This is a genomic window from Virgibacillus sp. W0430 (assembly GCF_051846935.1).
Taxonomy (GTDB): Bacteria; Bacillota; Bacilli; order Bacillales; family Amphibacillaceae; genus JBPYCR01.
In genome coordinates this window covers 66,267-85,856 of sequence record NZ_JBPYCS010000002.1, presented here as the reverse complement: position 1 = coordinate 85,856, position 19,590 = coordinate 66,267, and the positions used below count along the sequence as shown (strand labels likewise).

The following is a 19,590-nucleotide window of genomic DNA, read 5'->3' as shown; positions in this document are numbered from 1 at the left end:
GTCACGTGCTTATATTTACTGAAGAAGAAATAAGGAAGCATGTAACAATTAATAGAGAAGCAATCGAAGTGGTCGAAGGAGCATTTACCGACTTAGAGACGAAAGCTGTTGAAATGCCACCGATCATACACGTTAATATACCTGAAAATAACGGCGAAGTAGATGTCAAAACAGCATATATACCAGGTCATGACATGTTTGCTTTAAAGGTTTCTTCCGGATTCTTTAACAATTATGAGCTAGGACTTCCAAGTGCAAGTGGACTAATGCTTTTAATTAGCGCGAAAACAGGGCAGCCGAAAGCGCTGCTTCAGGATAATGGGTATTTAACCGACGTACGTACTGCTGCAGCTGGTGCGGTTGCAGCTAAATATATGGCAAAGAAAACCGTGAAAACAGTAGGTGTAATCGGCGCTGGCGCACAGGCAAGATATCAATTAAAAGCACTGCACAAAGTGAGGTTTTTCAACCACGTTATCGTATTCGGTCCTACCGAACAGCGAGTGTTCGACTTTAAGCGAGAAATGGAAGAAGTGCTTGATGTATCGGTGGAAATCGCTGCAAATACGGAGCGTGTTGTTCGTAACAGTGACTTAGTAATAACAACTACTCCATCTAAAGAGCCGATCGTTAAAACAGAATGGCTTCATCCCGGTCTTCATATAACGGCGATGGGCTCTGATGCAAAACAAAAGCAAGAGCTAGAGGCAGAGGTTTTGAAGAAGGCAGATTTGTACGTTTGTGATGTGAAATCACAATGTATTGCACTTGGGGAACTCCGCTCGGCAGTAGAACAAGGATTTGCCACAGCCGATGAACCTGTGATAGAACTAGGTCAGCTAACAGCTGGAAAGCATGAAGGTAGAACGAACGAAGATGAAGTTACAATCGCTGATTTGACAGGGACTGGTGCTCAAGATACTGCGATCGCTTTATATGCATTTGAAAAACTCATAGCTAGTCGTGAAGGTAAGCAAAATTTATAGGAAACAAATGGTGCTGCACGCAAGAAAATTTATTTTTTAACAGCAAGGTGGAACTAGCTAAGTAACATCGACCAAAGGGGAATGATAGATACGCAAGCGCAACAAGGTAAAAGCATGATTACGAAAGGCGTGTGATGATATTGATGACGAAAGTAACAGGTAAGAAAATGCTTATCGGAGGAAAATGGGTGGAGCGTGACAAAACGATGGACGTTTTCGACCCACAAGACGGTACGCGTATTACAACTGTACCGCGCGCGAGTGTCGAGGATGCGCTTTATACGATTGAACAGGCGAAAGAAGGAGCAGCTATTGCTGCAAAAATGCCGGTTCATGAACGAATTGACATTCTTAATAAAGCGGCAGACTACGTACAAAATCATCGAGAGAAGTTTGCTCAGACGATTGCGAGTGAAGGAAGTAAAACAATTAATGAAGCACGCGGAGAAGCTTCCCGTTGTGTGCAAACTTTACGAATATCGGCTGAGGAAGCAAGAAGAATTAATGGGGAAACAATCCCATTTGATCAAATGCAAGGACATGAAAAACGCGTCGGTTACTATTATCGATTCCCAATAGGAATTGTTGCTGCAATTACACCGTTTAACGATCCATTGAATTTAGTTGCTCATAAGGTCGGACCGGCGATTGCGTCAGGAAATGCGATTATAGTGAAGCCCGCAACAATGACACCACTAAGTGCGTTATTACTCGCGGAAGCATTTGAAGAAGCAGGCTTACCTGACAAAGTGCTCTCTGTGATTACAGGCAGTGGAGGGGAAATAGGTGACACGCTTGTTACACATCCGGCAATCCGCATGGTTTCTTTCACAGGTGGACTGGAAACCGGTGAAAGTATTGCTCGTAAAGCGGGATTAAAGAAGATAAGTATGGAGCTCGGATCAAACTCACCAGTTATTGTACTTGAGGATGCAGATTTAGAGGAAGCGGTTGAATCGTGTGTATCTGGAGCTTTCGGTGCAGTAGGTCAAAATTGTCTAGGCGTACAAAGAGTCTATATTGAAGAGTCAGCATATGAACAGTTTAAGGAAAACTTTGTAGCAAAAACAAAGCAATATAAAGTTGGCGATAAAAAGGACGAAGCAACGGACATTGGACCGCTTATAAGTGAAAAAGAAGCAATCCGCATCGAAGAATGGGTGCAAGAAGCGATTGATAAAGGCGCTGAACTTCTAGCTGGCGGAAAGCGCGACGGCGCATTCTATCATCCAACCGTTTTAACGAATGTCCCGTCTAATTGCCAAATTGCTCATGAAGAAATTTTTGGTCCAGTAGTACTGTTGTATACTGTAAAAGAATTAGAAGAGGCAATCGAACTTTCAAATGATGTAAACTATGGGCTACAAGCAGGTATTTTCACTAAAAATATAGATCATGCCTTTGCAGCAATCCAGCATTTAGATGTTGGTGGCATTATGGTTAATGATAGTAGTGATTACCGGATAGATGGCATGCCATTTGGTGGCGTAAAAGGATCTGGACTTGGCCGAGAAGGAATAAAATTTGCAATTCAAGATATGACGGAGCCAAAAGTAGTACAATTTAAGCTTAAATAAATGCTATTGATCAGCAACAGTGTGCCGGATATGCGAAGTTTAAAATCAAATAGCTAAAGAAGAAAAAGAAAAATTCGATTTAATTAAAGGGGTCAATGCACGTTCGAAGCTATTCCTAAATCGCGTAGAATTATTTAAAAGTGTGCGAAAGGGAATAAAAAAATAGAGAAAAGTATTTTGTGAAAAAAGTCAAAATCCATTGAAATTACGAATAACAAGCGGTACAATTGTTCTAGAACAGTACTTTAACTAAACGTGCATAGCCTTCAATTAACCGTACTGTTTTGCAGCATAGAAAACAAAGAAGGCTAATGCTTGTTTAAATGAGTGGCTATTTAGCCGACAATCGACAATAAATTTGCGCAAAATAAATTGTGCAATACTCAAGGAGGAGAAAAATATGGCAACTGTAACAAACAAAAGCTTAAAAGAAGAATTGGTGGAGCTGGATAAGAAGCACTTTATTCATCCAAGTTCTTCCATGAAACAAATAGAGGAACAAGGCCCAGGGTTTATTTTCACGGAAGGTGAAGGGATTTATTTAAAAGATGTTGAAGGCAGAAAGCTTATTGACAGCCTTTCTTCATTATGGAATGTGAACATCGGGCACGGACGTACAGAAATCGGTGAAGTAGCAAAGGAGCAAATTAACAAGCTTGCTTTTACTTCTACATTTAACACATGGAGTCATGAGCCGATCATTCGTCTAGCTGCTGAAATTGCTAAGTGGACTCCAGGTGATTTAAATGCAACATTCTTTACTTCCGGTGGTTCTGAAGCGAACGATACAGCATTTAAAACAGTACGTCACTACTGGAAAGTTAAAGGAATGCCTGAGAAAAAGAAAATTATTTCAAGAAAGCTTTCTTATCATGGTGTAGCAATGGGTGCAACAAGTGCAACTGGAATTGAACAATTCCGTACATTCACGACATCACTTGCACCAGACTTTCATTACGTTGACAGTACACCTGAAGCACTAAAAGAAATGATTGAAAAAGAAGGCGCGGACACAATTGCAGCATTCATTTCTGAGCCGATTCAAGGCTCTGGTGGAGTAAACTTACCACCAGAAGGGTATTTCCAAGAAATTCGTAAGATTTGTGATGAAAACGATATTCTATTCATTTCTGACGAAGTAATTTGTGGTTTTGGACGTACTGGAAAGAATTTTGGTATTGAGCATTTCGGCGTTACTCCTGACATCATCACAATGGCAAAAGGTGTTACGAGCGGTTATGCCCCACTAGGTGGAATGATTATCTCTGAAAGATTGCATAAAGAGTTAACAGAGAAAACAGACGGAAACTTCTGGCACGGTTACACGTATAGTGGTCATCCAATGGCAGCAGCTGTAGCGATGAAAAACCTTGAAATTATTAAGAATGAAAACCTAATTGAGCATGTTCAAACAGTTGGAAAGCAAATGCTAGAAGGTTTTGAGTGGATTAAGGAACAAAACGATAATGTTATTGATGTACGTGGTATCGGTCTCCTTGGCGGTATTAGTATTGAAAGAGCAACAGACGCAGATCCAATTGGACCTAAGATCGTTGCAGAAGCACTGAAAAAAGGCTTGATTTGTCGTTCAGTAGTTTATGAAGGACAGGACACTTTAGCTTTTGCACCACCGTTCCCAATTACAAAAGAACAAATGGATGATATGATTAATATCGTGAACGAATCCATTAAAGCAGTAAAATAAGCAGAAAAATAATTCGACAGGATGGGAAAGACTATCTTGTCGAATTTTGCTTGTACAATATATGACGTTGTTGGAGAAGCATCACATTACTTTTTGGTAGGGAAATGTGAAGGAACTTCACCAGCGTCATTTGACAAAGAACCCGAATTTTTTCGCTAAACATGATTTTTTAGAGCTTCGCATAAATATAGCGAATACTGTAAGTCGAGTTCCGAAATGTGCGTTTTAATATGTTGCTTCCACTGCAGCGACTCGCTTTCCATATGAATGAAAAAAAGGAATAGTTAAGAGAATAGCGCCCCTAATTTCAGCATTGTTCCGTATTTGTCTTACAACCCAAGTTTGTGTCATTAATTAGCGTAAATTATCTGTAAATTCAATAAATTAACAATTGAATCTTTTCAATTTTACCGTTATAATAGATACTACTATAAAAATAGCAAATAAGTTGTGACCCTTATTTAAAGGAGTATTGGTGTATGGACGATCTTTTTCTAGTTTATAAGGAGCTTGAAGGCAAATTGGGGAGAACGTTGGAAGAAAAGGAAAAAAAGTTTCTTCAATGGGTATACATACGTCATATGCAAGAGACGGATAGCCAGAGTGTTAGCTAAAAAGCACCGGAACAGTACATAACTGCGCTTTACAATTTGCAATCTAGAGTTGTACATGAGCTTGTGCTATGGCTAACTGTATGACGACAATTCGTATAAATTACTAGATTATAAGATAGTTTACTAAAAAAATTGCGAGCATTATACATGCAGTTTTTTTGTCAAGGGTACGCACTTTTTTCTCATAGTGTTAAGGAAGCACGATTGTAATAATAGCGATACTAAAATTCGCTTCAAGAATTTTAGTATCGCTATATTTAGGTTTATAACAAATAGTGTTGGCAAGGCCAGAGCCAGCCCAACGGAAAGCAAGCTTCTGTATTGGTGGAAGTAAGGAGCGATAACACAAGTCTTTGTCGTAAAAAATTAGCATAAATATATAGCGTAAATCTTCTTAAACTATTTGACAACCTTCATTTGACAAAGAACCTTTATTCGTCCTATTTTATACTGGTTACGAACGTGTGGAAAGCTTATCGTTTGAGTAAAATGTTTGTGGGGGAACAGAGGCACGAATCTAACTAGATAATATGTGATCAATTTTACTTCGAACGATATACACATGAATAACACCGTTGACTTTCACTGCCCACGGAAAGCGTAGTGTATATCTACTGCGGTCGGTAGGAATCAATACTAAAATTAACGAATACAAAGAGAGTTTTTTAACTTCTTAAAATAACACCCACAAATACTTGACTCAATCAAGCTTATCATATTTCTTTGCTCGAATGAAATAAACCGTTATACTACTATCGAGATCGGTCATACGACAGGAGAGGATTATTATTTCTATTTCAGTAAATGTTATTTTGAATAAAATACAAAAGGAAATAACACAAGCAAAGCAGGCACAAGACAATTCAAACGAATTACGAAGGCATGTTTCAAATATACACGTTTTGTGTGAATTGATCTTAGATAACGATACTTCTCATTCAACAACAAAAAATGAAAAAATTGAGCAAAAGCACCAACAAAACGAACCGCATTTCGTTCGGACGTTAGAAAATAGCCGTGAAGTAAAGCAAGCACATACTGAGCCTAAAGACTCTATCTTTGACTTTTAACGTCTTGTGCTAGTATGTTTCTCACTTATTTAAGGACGAATCATAGGAAATTGAGTGTACGTAGAGGTTCACAGTAGTCGGTAAGCTTGCGGACAGTTTAGAAGGTGATGCATCCGTTGTTGTATAAAAAAGGGTTAATAATTTTATAGGTATGAGCTTATGAAGGAAAACAGAGCGATCTTAAAATTAACACTACAAATAGTTCGTTACGAGGTGATCGGAGAAGATGAAACTATTTTTATTAGCAGGAGCTATAAATGGATTTATTGCTGTTGCTTTAGGAGCCTTTGGTGCACATGGGCTTGAGGGGAAAATTACAGAGAAGGCATTAAATACATGGGAAAAAGCGGTGCATTATCAAATGTTTCATACGATGGCATTAATTGCTACAGGAATTGTTATTTCAAAGATTGATGCAATTAATCTATATTGGGCTGGTTGGATGTTTTTAATCGGAATCATTCTGTTTTCAGGGAGCTTGTACATGTATTCCACAACAGGCATTAAAAGCTTGGCGATGATAACTCCATTTGGAGGCATTTTCTTTTTAATTGGCTGGATTTTGTTCGGCTATGCGATCGTTAAATATTTATAATTGAAAAAAAAGAAATGACGTAAATAGCAAAAGTAAAATCGCACGTAAAAATTGCAGGCCACCCTCTGCTTGACGAAACGTAGTAAATAACAGCACTGCTTCAAACAATAAACTTATTGCTAAAAAGTACAAAGATAAAAAAATAAGGATCGTGTATCCTTTAATTACACCAATAACGCCAGAAATAAGAGCAAAAACAATAGAAATAATAACAATACGAATGAGCTTTTCATATGGATGGTTCATTTGTTATCCTCCTTGGAGCAGAGAGAGGATGACGAAACAAAACATTCCTTCTAAATTGGAATTTTTTGTAGTCATCATCCTCTAATTACTTTTTCTGTATGAATGCGTACTATCTTGGTGGGTAATTTGCTAAATCAGCAGAGGCTCCATATGGATACGTGTAATTGATTTCCTCATCAAATGTGACGTAATCCAAATAAACCATTAACAACAAATACCGCTTATTTGTTTCAGGATCACTTAGTATAAGGTGGTCTCTACCTGCTGCTTCAATAATCCCCTTAAAAATTCGATTGTTCCATTCGCTGCTTTCGGCAAATGTCATGTAAACAGTAGCTTGTTTCCCTTTATTTAACCGTAAAATATTCTCAATATATGATTGTTGTGGTGGCAGCATACCTTGCACGTTAAAACTCGTTTGCGTCGGGGACATTGGCTGTTGCCTAGTGTACATTGGATAATAAGCTGGGGATGATTGCGGGTAATAATAGTACGGATATGTTTGCTGGAATGAAGCGGAATAAGGCTGATTTTGATTTTCACTCATCGTAATACCTCCTAAATAGTTATATGTATTTCCTTCCTAGTAAACTGCAGGACACTCACTTTGTGCAGGGGAGAAAAAGCAATGGGCCTTATATCTTCCCGTGTTCCATTGTCCGAACCATTGTGCTGGACAACCACCTTCAGGCATGAAAAACCAGAGCGAATTTGTAGCCGGATGAAAACGCTCTCCCTTAAGGACGCGACGTGCTAAGCGTTTATCCGCTTCTCTTGCTCTTTGATAAAAGTAGCCTTTTTGGGTTGCTTCATACCCTCCTGGACTTTGATATACCATGTCAGGAATGGAGCGCAGTTGTGTAAAATCAAGACAATTGGAGACGATTCGATTTACTCCAACGTTTCCGACCATAAGCATCCCAAGCTCGCCATCCCCCTCTGCTTCCGCACGGATTAATCGAGCTAGCAATGCTACATCTTCTTCAGTGTGGGCTACAACAGCCATACATACACCTCTTTTCTTTGTAGGTGGATAAACATAGCGATTGGTAGAAAATCCACCATCTTCTGGATTGGCTTAACTACTCAAATATATGCACAGAAATAGTGAAATATGACTAAGGATATCAAACGGATATGTCATGAAGGAATGTGCATAAGCACGAATAAAGTAAGGGGAAAATATAAAATCTTTTGTCAATGATCAGCTATGCAGGCGGAATCGGAAAAAATGACCATGCAGGCTTATAACACATTGGTACGATACGAACGGTACGACCTTTAACCGAACGAAAAAAGCACCCTATGTTTGCTTTTAGCAAATAGGGTGCAGTTTGTTTACAATTCAATACAAATTTACGGTTTACGTTAAACGTATAAATATGCCGCTAGCTCTGACTTTTCAAGCTTGTTACCGATGAAAAAGTATCCAAATTCACCGTAACGAGAGCTTACTTCATCGAAGCGCATTTCATATACGATTTTTTTCAACTCCAACACATCATGGGCAAATAGAGTGACGCCCCATTCCCAATCATCAAAGCCAATTGAGCCTGTAATGATTTGTTTTATTTTCCCAGCATATTTACGGCCTGTTTTACTATGCTCGTATAATAATTTGCCGCGTACACGTTTTTCTAATGTATACCAATTCTCTTCGCCTTCTCGACGACGGTTCATCGGATAGAAAGAAATATACTCCCACTTTGGCAGTGTTGGATAAAGACGCTCTTGAATTTCAGGCAATGCCCCATAATCGATACCTTCTTTTTCAGGCTGGTATCTTGATATTTCTACGACGGATACGTATGAATGTGCCTTGACCATATAGTCAGCTAACAACGTTTTATTTAACTCGGTTTCTAAATCAACCAGCTCTTCTACTGTTGGACGAAGGAACATAAATAGTATATCTGCCTTTTGACCGACTACCTTATAATGCGCATGGCTTCCTTCTTTTTGCTTTTCCGTATTCTCCCATTTTTCAATAAGCTGTTCAAATTCTACTCGTGCAGCATGACGCTCTGCTTCAGACGCTAGCTTCCACGATGTCCAATCTATTGTTCGCATATCATGTAAACAATACCAGCCATCAAAAGTTTCTACTGCTTCAACCATTACGATCTCTCCTTCAACAAATGTAAATAGGCTCTTTTCTTAATATAACACAAAAGGAGTAAGGATAACCTTTCATACGGACGATGTCATAAAGTAGTTAAAGATTGTTTGCATTTAGTAGCCGCTAGAGCAGTATCGCTCGAAGCAAGAGTTGTTTTCAACGGTGTAGTAAAAAACGTGCATCGCTTAACAACTATGCTACATGTTGCTATAATGAGGACTATTATAGATGTGCAGCAGGATAGGTTCTCTGTACGGAATTGGAGGTATATTCATGGCAGACGTATTCACAAACTTGAAGGTATCTTTACAAAAGCAAAAGAAAAGGATTGTATTCCCTGAAGCATTAGACGAACGAATTTTACAGGCAGCTAGTAAGCTTAGTTCTGAAGGTCTTTTAACGCCAATGTTAATCGGAGCGGCAGATAAGATTAACGAAAGGGCAAAAGAATTACGTATTAATATTCAAGCATGTAAAATTGTGGATCCAAAAAAATACGAAGCGATGGATCGGATGATTGACTCTTTTGTAGAACGAAGAAAAGGGAAAGTAACGAAAGAACAAGCGGAAAGTATGTTGTTAGACGCAAATTATTTTGGAACGATGCTCGTGTACTTAAATGAAGCAGATGGCTTAGTAAGCGGTGCTGTTCACTCGACGACCGATACGGTGCGCCCAGCGCTGCAAATCATTAAAACACAAGCACATATAAATAAAACATCTGGTTTGTTTATTATGGTAAGAGGAGAAGAAAAATACATTTTTGCAGATTGTGCTATAAATATTGCACCAACTAGTGCAGACTTGGCGGAAATCGCAATCGCTAGTGCAGAAACGGCTCGTTTGTTTGGAATCGAACCTCGTGTTGCCATGTTAAGCTTCTCAACAAAAGGCTCAGCTTCATCGGAAGAAACAGAAAAGGTGACAAACGCATTAAAGTTGGCGAAAGGTGCTGCTCCAGAATTGAAAATAGATGGAGAATTTCAATTTGATGCGGCTTTCGTACCAAGTGTCGCAGCGAAGAAGGCACCCGATTCTCCGATTAAAGGGGATGCAAACGTATTTATTTTCCCAAATTTGGATGCAGGGAATATAGGCTATAAAATTGCACAACGCCTAGGAGGCTTTGAAGCAGTGGGTCCTATTTTACAAGGGTTGAATCAGCCGGTCAATGATTTATCGCGTGGCTGCAATGAAGCAGATGTTTATAAATTGGCAATAATAACGGCAGCACAAGCAAAATAGTTTCTTGTACAGGTGTAGAAAAGCACGTAACGTAATAGTTAACTAATTAGAGTGCGTTACTTTTTATAAAGCGAATGGAGCAAGGCAATGAAAAAAACTTTTTATTCGTTGTATAAAACATTGTATTCTACATATGGTCCGCAAAGCTGGTGGCCAGCAAAAACGGACTTTGAAGTGATGATCGGAGCAATTCTTGTACAAAATACAAGGTGGACGCAAGTGGAAAAGGCACTTATTCAATTGACGCCGTATATGTCGCCTACTAAAATAGATCAGCTATCAGAGGAGAAGCTTTCGCAATTAATTCGCTCAACAGGGTTTTATAACGTCAAAGCACAGCGGATAAAAGCGTTTATGTCATGGTTTAAAACGTATAATTTTAGCGTGACGGAGATAAAAAAACTAAATTTCCTTCGACTGAGAGAGGAGCTTCTCTCCATTACTGGGATTGGTAGAGAAACGGCAGATGTTATGCTCGTATATGTATTTCAACATTCCGCTTTTGTTGTGGACGCATATGCGCGCAAAATATTTTATCGACTAGGTTGGGATATGCCGCAATCGTATGATGCTTTTCGGGCAGAGGTTGAAAGCCAGCTGCCCGATAGTTATACAGTGTACAATGAATTTCATGCTTTATTAGTTGAACATGCAAAAACAATATGTACGGCTGTTCCACGCTGTCACGAATGTCCGCTAATCACAATTTGTAATCAGCGCATTTCAGATTAGTTAAAAGCGCTCGCTATTTTAACGTTTACTAATTTTATTATTTCGCTTTATCATTTGGTCATACCGTTTATAAAATTGCGCCTCTTCATCAAGTGAGAGCGTGTTAGATGTAAACGGAGTGCCGAACGCTTTCATCGTAGAGTAAACACGTGATTGAACATCTTGTACGGTAATTGGTATTCCAAGCAGTGTTGACAAAGAACCCATTTTAGTCGGATCGACCGTTGGATATGCAAATTTTGTATGAGCCGTCTTTTTGCTAATCGTGTAAAACGACTGAATATGGTGCGCTCGTTGAAAGCTATCTCCTTCAACATCTAAGTAAATTTGAATGGCAGCACCTTGCTTTACTCTACGCTGAGATATTCCTGCGAATTTTATCCCATCAATACTTAAGTCAAAATCTCCTGGACAGTAAGAGCCAACGATTTCATATGCTTTTATGTGAGCGGTTAAATCAATAAATAGTGATTGGATGAACCGATACATCGCTTCATATCCATCATGGATTGATACGTTTTGTACATCTGGCAAAATGAGTGACAAGTTTAATACGCCTTCATCTAAGGGAACAGCTAGACCGCCAGAATTACGTACAACGATGTGAAAGCCGGCAGCACTTAAGTAATCTAGCCCTTCTTCAATATACGGAAGGCGGGTGTCAGGGATACCGAGCACAACCGTTTTCGGATGCGACCAGAGCCGAATAACAGGTGCCGACTCGCCTGCACCAACAGATAATGCCAATGCGTCGTCTATAGCGAAAGATGTTAATGCTGTATATGGCTTGTTGTAGAATGTATGAAGGTTTGTGTGATTTATATAGCGAAATTTTTTATTATATATAATTTCTTCCAAGTTTCCCACGTTTTATCTCCTTTAAACATGCAATTCTTTGTTACAGAGCGTATCTATTATATAATAAAATTAAAAGGGATAAAAGAAACGGGCTGAATACGATGGTATATAAAAATGAGCAATTGAATGAAGTGAAAGTATTTAAAGATCCGGTTCACCGATACGTTCGAGTGAAAGACCGTGTAGTTTGGGATTTAATTGCAACACCCGAGTTTCAACGGCTACGTAGAATTAAACAGCTTGGTACGACGTACTTAACGTTTCATGGTGCAGAGCATAGTCGATTTAATCACTCGCTCGGTGTATATGAAATTGTCCGCCGTATGGTTAATAAAATTGAAAACAATCCAAACTGGAATAAAGAAGAACGATTGCTCGCTTTATGCGCGGCATTACTTCATGACCTTGGCCACGGCCCTTTTTCACACTCATTTGAAAAAGTATTTCAACTGGACCATGAGTCGTATACACGGAAGATCATTTTAGGGGATACAGCGGTTAACAAAGTACTACGTAAGGTAGGGGACGACTTTCCCAAAGCAGTTGCGGCTGTAATTGAAAAGACGTACAAGGATAAGCTAGTCATTAGTTTGATTTCTAGTCAAATGGATGCTGATCGGATGGATTATTTGCAACGAGACGCTTACTACACGGGAGTAAGCTATGGTCATTTTGATATGGAAAGAATCCTTCGAGTAATGCGCCCTGTGGAGGATCAAGTAGTTATTAAATCGACAGGTATGCACGCAGTCGAAGATTACATCATGTCTCGCTATCAAATGTATTGGCAAGTGTATTTTCATCCGGTTACACGAAGTGCGGATGTAATTTTAACGAAAATATTTCACCGTGCTAAGTATTTATATTTAAATGGATATCGCTTTAACCTAAAGCCAGTTCAACTTATTTCGTTTTTTAAAGGGAACGTTTGTCTTAAAGACTATCTAAAGTTGGATGAGGCTAGTGTATATTCCTACTTTCAACAATGGCAGGAAGAAGAGGACGTAATTTTACGTGATTTATGCGAGCGTTTTATGAATCGTCGCTTATTTAAATATATTGAATTTTCACCAGAGGAACATATTGAAAAAAGAGCGCAATTGGAGCATTTATTTAGAAAGGCGGGCATTGACCCAGCGTATTATTTGGTGAGCGACTCATCTTCTGATCTTCCTTACGACGTGTACAGAAAAGGGAAGGAAGAACGTGTACCTATTTATTTACAAATGCCGGACAAAAAATTAAAAGAGCTGTCAGAGCATTCAACCATCGTTGACGCAATCACTGGAAAAACTCGAACAGATGATAAGCTCTACTTCCCGAAGGACTTTATTGATCAATTGGAGGACACACATTTAAAGCAAGCGATCTGGTCGCTACTCTATGAGAATGGATGTACGCACGAATCGTAGTTTATAAGGGAACGGAACATAACGAGATGTTTCGCTGAGTCGCCAATGTTAATGAAAACAACAAATACAACTATCAAGCTTCTTAAAATAGCTGTTTATAAATGTTTCACCTATCGTTTGCTTTGTATGAGTAAAATGTTTGTGGGGAGAACAGATGCACGAATCTAATCTAGATAATATATGATTAATTTTACTTCGAACGATATACACATGAATAACACCGTTGATTTTCCCTGCAGGTGGATGCTTTCCGCGGGCACGGCTTCAGCCTCCTCGGAAAGCGTAGTGTATATCTACTGCGGTCGGTAGGAATCAATACTAAAGTTAACGAATACAAAGAGAGGTTTTTTAACTTCTTAAAATAACACCCACAAATACGTGACTCAATCGTTTGCTTTAGCATAAGTGAAAATAGTATAAAACGATGCTACAATTGAATTACAAGCACGATTGAAAATTTGTATCGATATGTCCAGAGATAATTAATTATGCTATACCTTAATAAATGAGTACGTAATAAGTTAAAAAGAAAGCTTATACAAAAGATGCGAGGAGGATCGGTATTGGATAAAGGTCAAGCTTCAAATAAAAAACAAAAGAGCTTTACAATTATTAAAGATGATTCTACCGACGGCCATGGTGGGTACGGAATTGGTTCCATTAGTTTAGAGAACATGTCATCGGTCATCGTTGATCCGAACGAAAATAAAGCATACGTCGATATGGATGCGATGCATGCCCGCAGTGATATTGAACGACGAGTTAAATATTTCTCGGAGCGCAAAGAAGTTCCAGACGGTCAATTGTACTGGATTGTTTGGGTTACGGTTGAGAGAGGGGAGAACGGCCCATATTACGCAGGAGTAGCTGCGAGCGAGCTTCGAGTCGATCGACAAAATAAACGAGCATATAAATCAATGGCTGAGCATGTAACGCATATGGAGAAGTCGTTGAAAGGCAAAGTTATACTCGATCATATGGATGAACATTCGAAACAATTGTTGCGGGATTTTTTAGTTGGATTTAACGAGGACATGTGGAGCAATTCAAACGAGGAACTGTTCCAAGCATTGTCAAAATCGTGAACACTTTGTGACAAATGAAGAATATGTCAATAAAATCTTGTGCTTTGGTTCAGGAGTTTGTAATATAGAAATACATGGGCTACACATGCTTGCTAGGACAAAAAAGAAGCTGACCAAAAAGCAGAAGGAATTCTGCATAGGTCAGCTTCTTTTATTGCTTGCGTAGAAACAACAAATTAGACACCACCCATTGTGTAGCATGTTAAAAAAACAATTGCTTCAGGGCATTGGCTGCATTCGTTTGAGTTGAGCATCTAGTACGTTACCTTAGTATATTTAACAGACGGTCTATAATGCTTTGTTCATCATCTTCTTGTTCCTCAATACTTCTCTCTTCTATGTGAAAATGCAGCTGACAGTATCTGTTTGGTTTGTTTTCCTCTTCGAAATAAACAGATTGCCTCGTTGGACAGTACGGCGTAGCGATGTGACCTGTAGCAGGATCAATCGCAACTCGTATTACCCCACTTGGAACAGGAAAGCTTTCGGGTCGTGTTTCCTTATGGGCAGCCTCCATGAAAGCAGCCCATATCTTTTTGGCGTACGCTGTTTCGCTCGTCTTCGTAAGTGGCCGGTTATCGTCATAGCCTGTCCATATTGCTGTAGCAAGCGATGGACTAAAACCAATCATCCAGCTATCGAATTTTGTAGTACCTGATTTTCCGGCATAGGTGCGGCTGAGTTGGTCTGCAATGGCTGAACCGGTTACTTGCATGTAATCGTTCCATCCGTCGTCAAACATACCTGTCATTAAATCGGTAATTATAAACGTTTTTTTACGGTCAAGCATTTGCTTTCCAACTAATTCTTTACGCTCGTATAATGTGTTCCCATGGCGATCAACTATTTCTTTAATTGTATAGCTTTTAACCGTTCGCCCGCCATTGGCAAAAATACTGTAAGCGGTTACCATTTCATTGACCGAAACGGAAACAGAACCGAGCGCAAGTGCAGGCACAGCTGGTAGTGGGCTTGAGATTCCAAGCTGCTTTGCTGTTTCAACTAATTTATCGGGACCAAGAAAAACATTTGTTTTCACAGCATAAATATTGTCCGATAAAGCCAAAGCTTGCGCGAGTGTAATTGGTTTATTTGCATAATAGTCATTAAAATTAGCGGGCTTATACACTTTTCCATTGTCCATCTCAAATACAGTCGGCTTGCTAATCAACATCGTACTAGCGGTATAGCCATAATTTAATGCTGTGTAATATAAAAAGGGCTTAAAGCTTGATCCTGTCATTCGCCTTGCTGAAACTGCTCGATTAAACGGGCTATTAACATAAGAACGGCCACCAACGAGAGCTTTAATTGCACCGGTCTTAGGGTTCATGGCAATCGCGCCAACCTCCAGCTCGCTCGTCGAATCGATTTGACGTTCAATATGAGCTTCGAGCTGCTTTTGCATAGGTACATCTACCGTCGTATATATATGTAATCCTGCTGTTTTTATATCATCAATCGGCATGTCTAATAGCCGGCTTGCTTCGTTTAATGCAATATCCTGAAAATATGGGCCAACCTCTGATGTACGCTTGTTTTTCAGTGGTGCATATTTCAAAGGTGACTGTTTAGCGAGCACATACTCGGCTTCTGTTATCAATTTTTTATTACGCAATAAACGCAATATTTTTTCTTGCCGATTCTTTGCTCTTTCTTCATCGTTAAATGGCGAATAGTACGTTGGACCTTTCGGAATTCCAGCAAGCATTGCCGCTTCTGGCAACGTGAGCTCATTGACATGCTTATCAAAAAACGTTTGACTCGCCGCTTCAACGCCATATGCACCGTGCCCATAATAAATGATATTCAAATACCCTTCCAATATTTCATCCTTCGAATAAAAAGCTTCCAATCGAAGGGTATAAAAAGCTTCCTTCAACTTTCGAACCCATGTTTTCTCATGACTTAAGTATAAATTACGTGCATATTGCTGTGTAAGGGTGCTTGCGCCTTCCTTAAGCGATCGTGTTTGTACGTTTTTTAAAAGCGCTCGGACAATTCGTTTATAATCAAAACCATGATGGGTATAAAAATGCTGATCCTCCACTTGGAGTGTAGCTTGGATCAACTGATCAGGGATCTCATTTAGTGAAACGGCGTACCGACTTTCCAGCCCTTGTTCGTTCCCAATTACCGTTCCTGTATGACTGTAATATATCGTGTTATGTTCCTTTTCTAAATTAGGTGGGCCACTAAGGAAAATTACAATAAACGTACCACTAATAAGAGCAAGGAATAACAAAACAGTCGTATATACGATTTTTTTTAGAAAGCTTCTTTTTTTACTGGATTGTTTTCTATTCACCATATAAGTCTGTCTCCATTTTAGTTCGATATATGTTCATTATGGTAAAATGAACAAAGAATTAAACACGTGTATATAAAATAGACAAGCAAGACCCTGTGACGGACAATTGGAGTCGTTTATGAGCGTGAAACGGGGGTCGGAAATAATAAGAATCTCGATACAAAAAGGATGTTTTTCAAAAATCTAAATATCCACCCGCAAATACGAATCAAGCTAACTACTCCTTTCAATTGGAAATCAGGCGAAATACAGTTATAATAAACTATTGGTAGACGTTCATATAAAAGGATAAAAGGAAAAGCAGCATAGCAACGAGCAAAAATGCCAGCATCTTTTTAGCAGGAGTGCAAGCGATGAAGCGTATAAAAAAGAAAGTAAAAGTAAACCTCCATTCCATTATTAACGACGAAGGCAACGAGGAACATAATCATGTGCTGGCGACTGGAACCTTTCACAAAACCGGCACGATAAGTGTGTTGACCTTTGATGAAAACAGTGAGGAAAATGGTACTATAAAAAATTTAATAACAATCCATGCAAATAAAGTAAACATAAAACGCACAGGCGTGATCACAATGAACCAGCAATTTCGTCTGCATAAAAAAACAGAAAGTCAATTGCAGCACCCGTATGGCAAGATGGGTATGGAGACGTTCACGCACACACTTGTATATAAGCCAATCGATGAAACAAGCGAAGGAGAGCTGTTTATTTCATATCAAGTTAAATTAAATGGTCAAGCCAAGCGCGATCATCAATTAAAGCTTATTTTTACAGAGGAGGAAACACATTGAATTTGCTAGAAACAATTGAGCATACATTGCAGCAAGAAATTACAGCAAGCATAGTACGAGCGAATATAGCAACTGAAAAGGAATTACCGCCGATTAAGCTTGAAAAGCCAAAAGATAAATCACACGGTGACTTTGCAACAAATATAGCAATGCAATTAGCGCGGATTGCTAAAAAAGCGCCTCGCAATATAGCAGAAGAAATCGTTGCAAGCATCGATCCATCTAAAGGATCCATCGAAAAGATAGAAATCGCTGGCCCAGGCTTTATTAATTTTTTTATGAAGAGTGATTTTTTGGGCGATGTCATACCGGTTATTTTACAAGCAGGAGATACGTATGGGAAAACGGACGCTGGTAAAGGAGAACGTGTTCAGGTTGAGTTTGTTTCCGTCAATCCGACCGGGGAACTTCACCTAGGGCATGCACGTGGTGCAGCTTTTGGCGACGTGCTTTGCAGTGTGCTGTCAGCTGCAGGGTATGAAGTAGAACGAGAATATTACATTAATGATGCGGGAAATCAGATTGATAACTTAGCACTATCTGTAGAGGCCCGCTACATGCAAGCACTAGGAAAGGATGCCGAGATGCCCGAGGACGGCTATCACGGTGCAGATATTATTGAAATCGGGAAAAAGCTAGCAGCCGACCATGGCGATAAGTGGGTAGAGGCGGATAAATCGGAACGGTTGCATTTTTTTCGAACGTACGGATTAGATTATGAGTTAGGAAAAATAAAAAAAGATTTAGCTGATTTTCGCGTTTATTTTGACAACTGGTTTTCGGAAACGTCGTTATATGAGAGCGGTAAAATAATTGAAGCATTGCGAACACTAGAAGAAGAGAACTATACGTATGAAAAAGACGGAGCAACTTGGTTACGTTCAACTGCATTTGGAGATGACAAAGACCGTGTTCTTATTAAACAAGACGGAACGTATACGTACTTAACCCCGGACATTGCCTATCACCAGGATAAATTAGATCGAGGCTTCCATACGATAATAAATGTTTGGGGTGCCGATCATCACGGATATATTGCCAGAATGAGCGCAGCAATTCAAGCGCTTGGCTATGCTAAAGAAAGATTTGCAGTAAAAATTATTCAAATGGTTAACTTGTTTGAAAACGGTGAGAAAATACGAATGAGTAAACGGACAGGTAAAGCAGTATCGTTAAGAGAGCTTATGGATGAAGTAGGCGTAGATGCTACGAGGTATTTCTTTGTTACACGCTCCAATGATTCACAGCTTGATTTTGATATTGATTTAGCTCGTTCGAAGTCGAATGAAAATCCAGTATACTATGTGCAATATGCGCATGCCCGTATTTGTTCTATGCTGAAGCAAGCAGAAGAAAAAGGCTTTTCCATCAATGCCGCATATGACGCATCTTTACTTACTGCTGAAAAAGAAGTCGACTTACTGAAGAAATTAGGCGAATTTCCACAGATGATTGCAGAAGCAGCAAAGCAGAAAACACCTTATCGAGTAACACAATATGTATTCGATTTAGCTTCGTTATTACACAGCTTTTATAACGCAGAAAAAGTACTTGATGGCGATCATATAGATTTAACAAATGCACGGATTGCACTGATGAAAGCCGTAAGAATAACAATTGCGAATGCGTTGAACATAATTGGTGTTACTGCACCTGAAAAAATGTAATAAAAGAACAACAGCCGGTTCATAATATTACGCATTGTGGAATAAAACGTTCGAGTCGTCAGTGGGAAAAGTATCGAAGTTTAGTTGACAATGTGGCAAATCATTGGTATAAAATAAGTAATCTAATCATTCGACTGCCACATCTAATAGACTTTACTTAAAAAGTAAAGCGAGCCTTAGATGCAAGCCAGTTCAATTAAGTACAAGGCAAAGCGCCTCACTTAATGGGCTGGCTTTTTATATTCGCTATAGGTACGAAATGATTTTTTAAAAGAGATGTTTAAAAGTTCTATTTTTTTATGCAATCGCCTTCATTATCCGTTATACTATTTACAAGGGAGGAGCGTCCGGATGGATTTATTTCTACTTATTAATCGCATTGCATTCATTGCGGTGACAGTGTATGGACTGTATTTATTTTTCAAAGCAGTGGCTACTCGTTATGCATATATTAAGCTAGGAAAGAAAACCGTATTTGATCTTGCATGGAAAGAACGGTTACGGAAAATCGTCGTTATTGTTTTCGGTCAATCAAAATTATTAAAAGATCCGAAATCAGGAATTATTCATGTAA

The 19,590-nt window shown here is 39.1% G+C and carries 18 protein-coding genes; 12 read left to right on the top strand and 6 right to left on the bottom strand.

The genetic code is table 11. The annotated features are described in order from the left end of the window. Positions 1–5 precede the first annotated feature (5 nt). The 6 genes from ACLIBH_RS01570 to ACLIBH_RS01545 all read left to right on the top strand — a co-directional run bounded on the left by ACLIBH_RS01570 (position 6) and on the right by ACLIBH_RS01545 (position 6,547). Positions 6–986, top strand: coding sequence for a cyclodeaminase (locus tag ACLIBH_RS01570; RefSeq protein ID WP_439314917.1), 981 nt, complete (start codon positions 6–8; stop codon positions 984–986). 134 nt (positions 987–1,120) lie between these two features. Continuing rightward, positions 1,121–2,563: an aldehyde dehydrogenase family protein gene (locus ACLIBH_RS01565; protein WP_439314916.1), complete on the top strand. Its 1,443-nt coding sequence runs from the start codon at positions 1,121–1,123 to the stop codon at positions 2,561–2,563. 400 nt (positions 2,564–2,963) lie between these two features. Further along, entirely contained in the window at positions 2,964–4,268 is a 1,305-nt protein-coding gene (locus ACLIBH_RS01560) for an aminotransferase family protein (RefSeq protein WP_439314915.1), read from the top strand. 479 nt (positions 4,269–4,747) lie between these two features. Further along, on the top strand, positions 4,748–4,882 hold the full coding sequence (locus tag ACLIBH_RS01555; RefSeq protein WP_439314914.1) for a hypothetical protein: 135 nt from the start codon (positions 4,748–4,750) through the stop codon (positions 4,880–4,882). 746 nt (positions 4,883–5,628) lie between these two features. Further along, a complete protein-coding gene (locus ACLIBH_RS01550) occupies positions 5,629–5,952 on the top strand; it encodes a DUF5327 family protein (protein ID WP_439315024.1) in 324 nt (107 codons plus the stop codon). Positions 5,953–6,178: 226 nt separating this feature from the next. Next, the gene (locus ACLIBH_RS01545; RefSeq protein ID WP_439314913.1) at positions 6,179–6,547 is read left to right on the top strand and encodes a DUF423 domain-containing protein; all 369 of its coding nucleotides are present in this window, start codon (positions 6,179–6,181) and stop codon (positions 6,545–6,547) included. Here the strand turns inward: ACLIBH_RS01545 and ACLIBH_RS01540 are convergent. The 4 genes from ACLIBH_RS01540 to hemQ all read right to left on the bottom strand — a co-directional run bounded on the left by ACLIBH_RS01540 (position 6,542) and on the right by hemQ (position 8,911). Further along, positions 6,542–6,793, bottom strand: coding sequence for a hypothetical protein (locus ACLIBH_RS01540; protein WP_439314912.1), 252 nt, complete (start codon positions 6,791–6,793; stop codon positions 6,542–6,544). The genes ACLIBH_RS01545 and ACLIBH_RS01540 overlap by 6 nt on opposite strands. Before the next feature lie 109 nt (positions 6,794–6,902). After that, positions 6,903–7,340: a spore coat protein GerQ gene (gene gerQ / locus ACLIBH_RS01535; RefSeq protein ID WP_439314911.1), complete on the bottom strand. Its 438-nt coding sequence runs from the start codon at positions 7,338–7,340 to the stop codon at positions 6,903–6,905. A gap of 36 nt (positions 7,341–7,376) precedes the next feature. After that, the gene (locus tag ACLIBH_RS01530) at positions 7,377–7,799 is read right to left on the bottom strand and encodes a cell wall hydrolase (protein WP_439314910.1); all 423 of its coding nucleotides are present in this window, start codon (positions 7,797–7,799) and stop codon (positions 7,377–7,379) included. Between the two features lie 362 nt (positions 7,800–8,161). Further along, positions 8,162–8,911, bottom strand: a complete 750-nt coding sequence (gene hemQ, locus ACLIBH_RS01525) for a hydrogen peroxide-dependent heme synthase (protein WP_439314909.1) — start codon at positions 8,909–8,911, stop codon at positions 8,162–8,164. A gap of 274 nt (positions 8,912–9,185) precedes the next feature. Here hemQ and pta point away from each other — a divergent pair, with 274 nt between their 5' ends. Then, on the top strand, positions 9,186–10,157 hold the full coding sequence (pta, locus tag ACLIBH_RS01520) for a phosphate acetyltransferase (protein WP_439314908.1): 972 nt from the start codon (positions 9,186–9,188) through the stop codon (positions 10,155–10,157). An 87-nt stretch (positions 10,158–10,244) separates the two neighbouring features. Further along, positions 10,245–10,889: an endonuclease III domain-containing protein gene (locus tag ACLIBH_RS01515; protein WP_439314907.1), complete on the top strand. Its 645-nt coding sequence runs from the start codon at positions 10,245–10,247 to the stop codon at positions 10,887–10,889. Positions 10,890–10,907: 18 nt separating this feature from the next. Here the strand turns inward: ACLIBH_RS01515 and ACLIBH_RS01510 are convergent, their stop codons facing one another. Then, a complete protein-coding gene (locus ACLIBH_RS01510) occupies positions 10,908–11,756 on the bottom strand; it encodes a lipoate--protein ligase family protein (RefSeq protein ID WP_439314906.1) in 849 nt (282 codons plus the stop codon). A 92-nt stretch (positions 11,757–11,848) separates the two neighbouring features. On the opposite strand from ACLIBH_RS01510, the gene ACLIBH_RS01505 reads away from it, so the two are divergent. Both ACLIBH_RS01505 and ACLIBH_RS01500 read left to right on the top strand, forming a co-directional pair. After that, positions 11,849–13,159 carry an HD domain-containing protein gene (locus ACLIBH_RS01505; RefSeq protein WP_439314905.1) on the top strand — a complete coding sequence of 437 codons (1,311 nt, stop codon included), beginning with the start codon at positions 11,849–11,851 and terminating at the stop codon, positions 13,157–13,159. Positions 13,160–13,722: 563 nt separating this feature from the next. Beyond that, positions 13,723–14,244, top strand: a complete 522-nt coding sequence (locus tag ACLIBH_RS01500; RefSeq protein WP_439314904.1) for a YwhD family protein — start codon at positions 13,723–13,725, stop codon at positions 14,242–14,244. 262 nt (positions 14,245–14,506) lie between these two features. On the opposite strand, the gene ACLIBH_RS01495 is transcribed toward ACLIBH_RS01500, so the two are convergent. Further along, complete coding sequence (locus ACLIBH_RS01495; RefSeq protein ID WP_439314903.1) at positions 14,507–16,555, bottom strand: transglycosylase domain-containing protein; 2,049 nt, start codon at positions 16,553–16,555, stop codon at positions 14,507–14,509. Positions 16,556–16,908: 353 nt separating this feature from the next. On the opposite strand from ACLIBH_RS01495, the gene ACLIBH_RS01490 reads away from it, so the two are divergent. Together ACLIBH_RS01490 and argS are read left to right on the top strand one after the other, a co-directional pair. Continuing rightward, positions 16,909–17,349, top strand: coding sequence for a DUF1934 domain-containing protein (locus ACLIBH_RS01490; RefSeq protein ID WP_439314902.1), 441 nt, complete (start codon positions 16,909–16,911; stop codon positions 17,347–17,349). Further along, positions 17,346–19,016, top strand: coding sequence for an arginine--tRNA ligase (argS, locus tag ACLIBH_RS01485; RefSeq protein ID WP_439314901.1), 1,671 nt, complete (start codon positions 17,346–17,348; stop codon positions 19,014–19,016). Before ACLIBH_RS01490 ends, argS begins: the two co-directional genes overlap by 4 nt. Positions 19,017–19,590 lie beyond the last annotated feature (574 nt).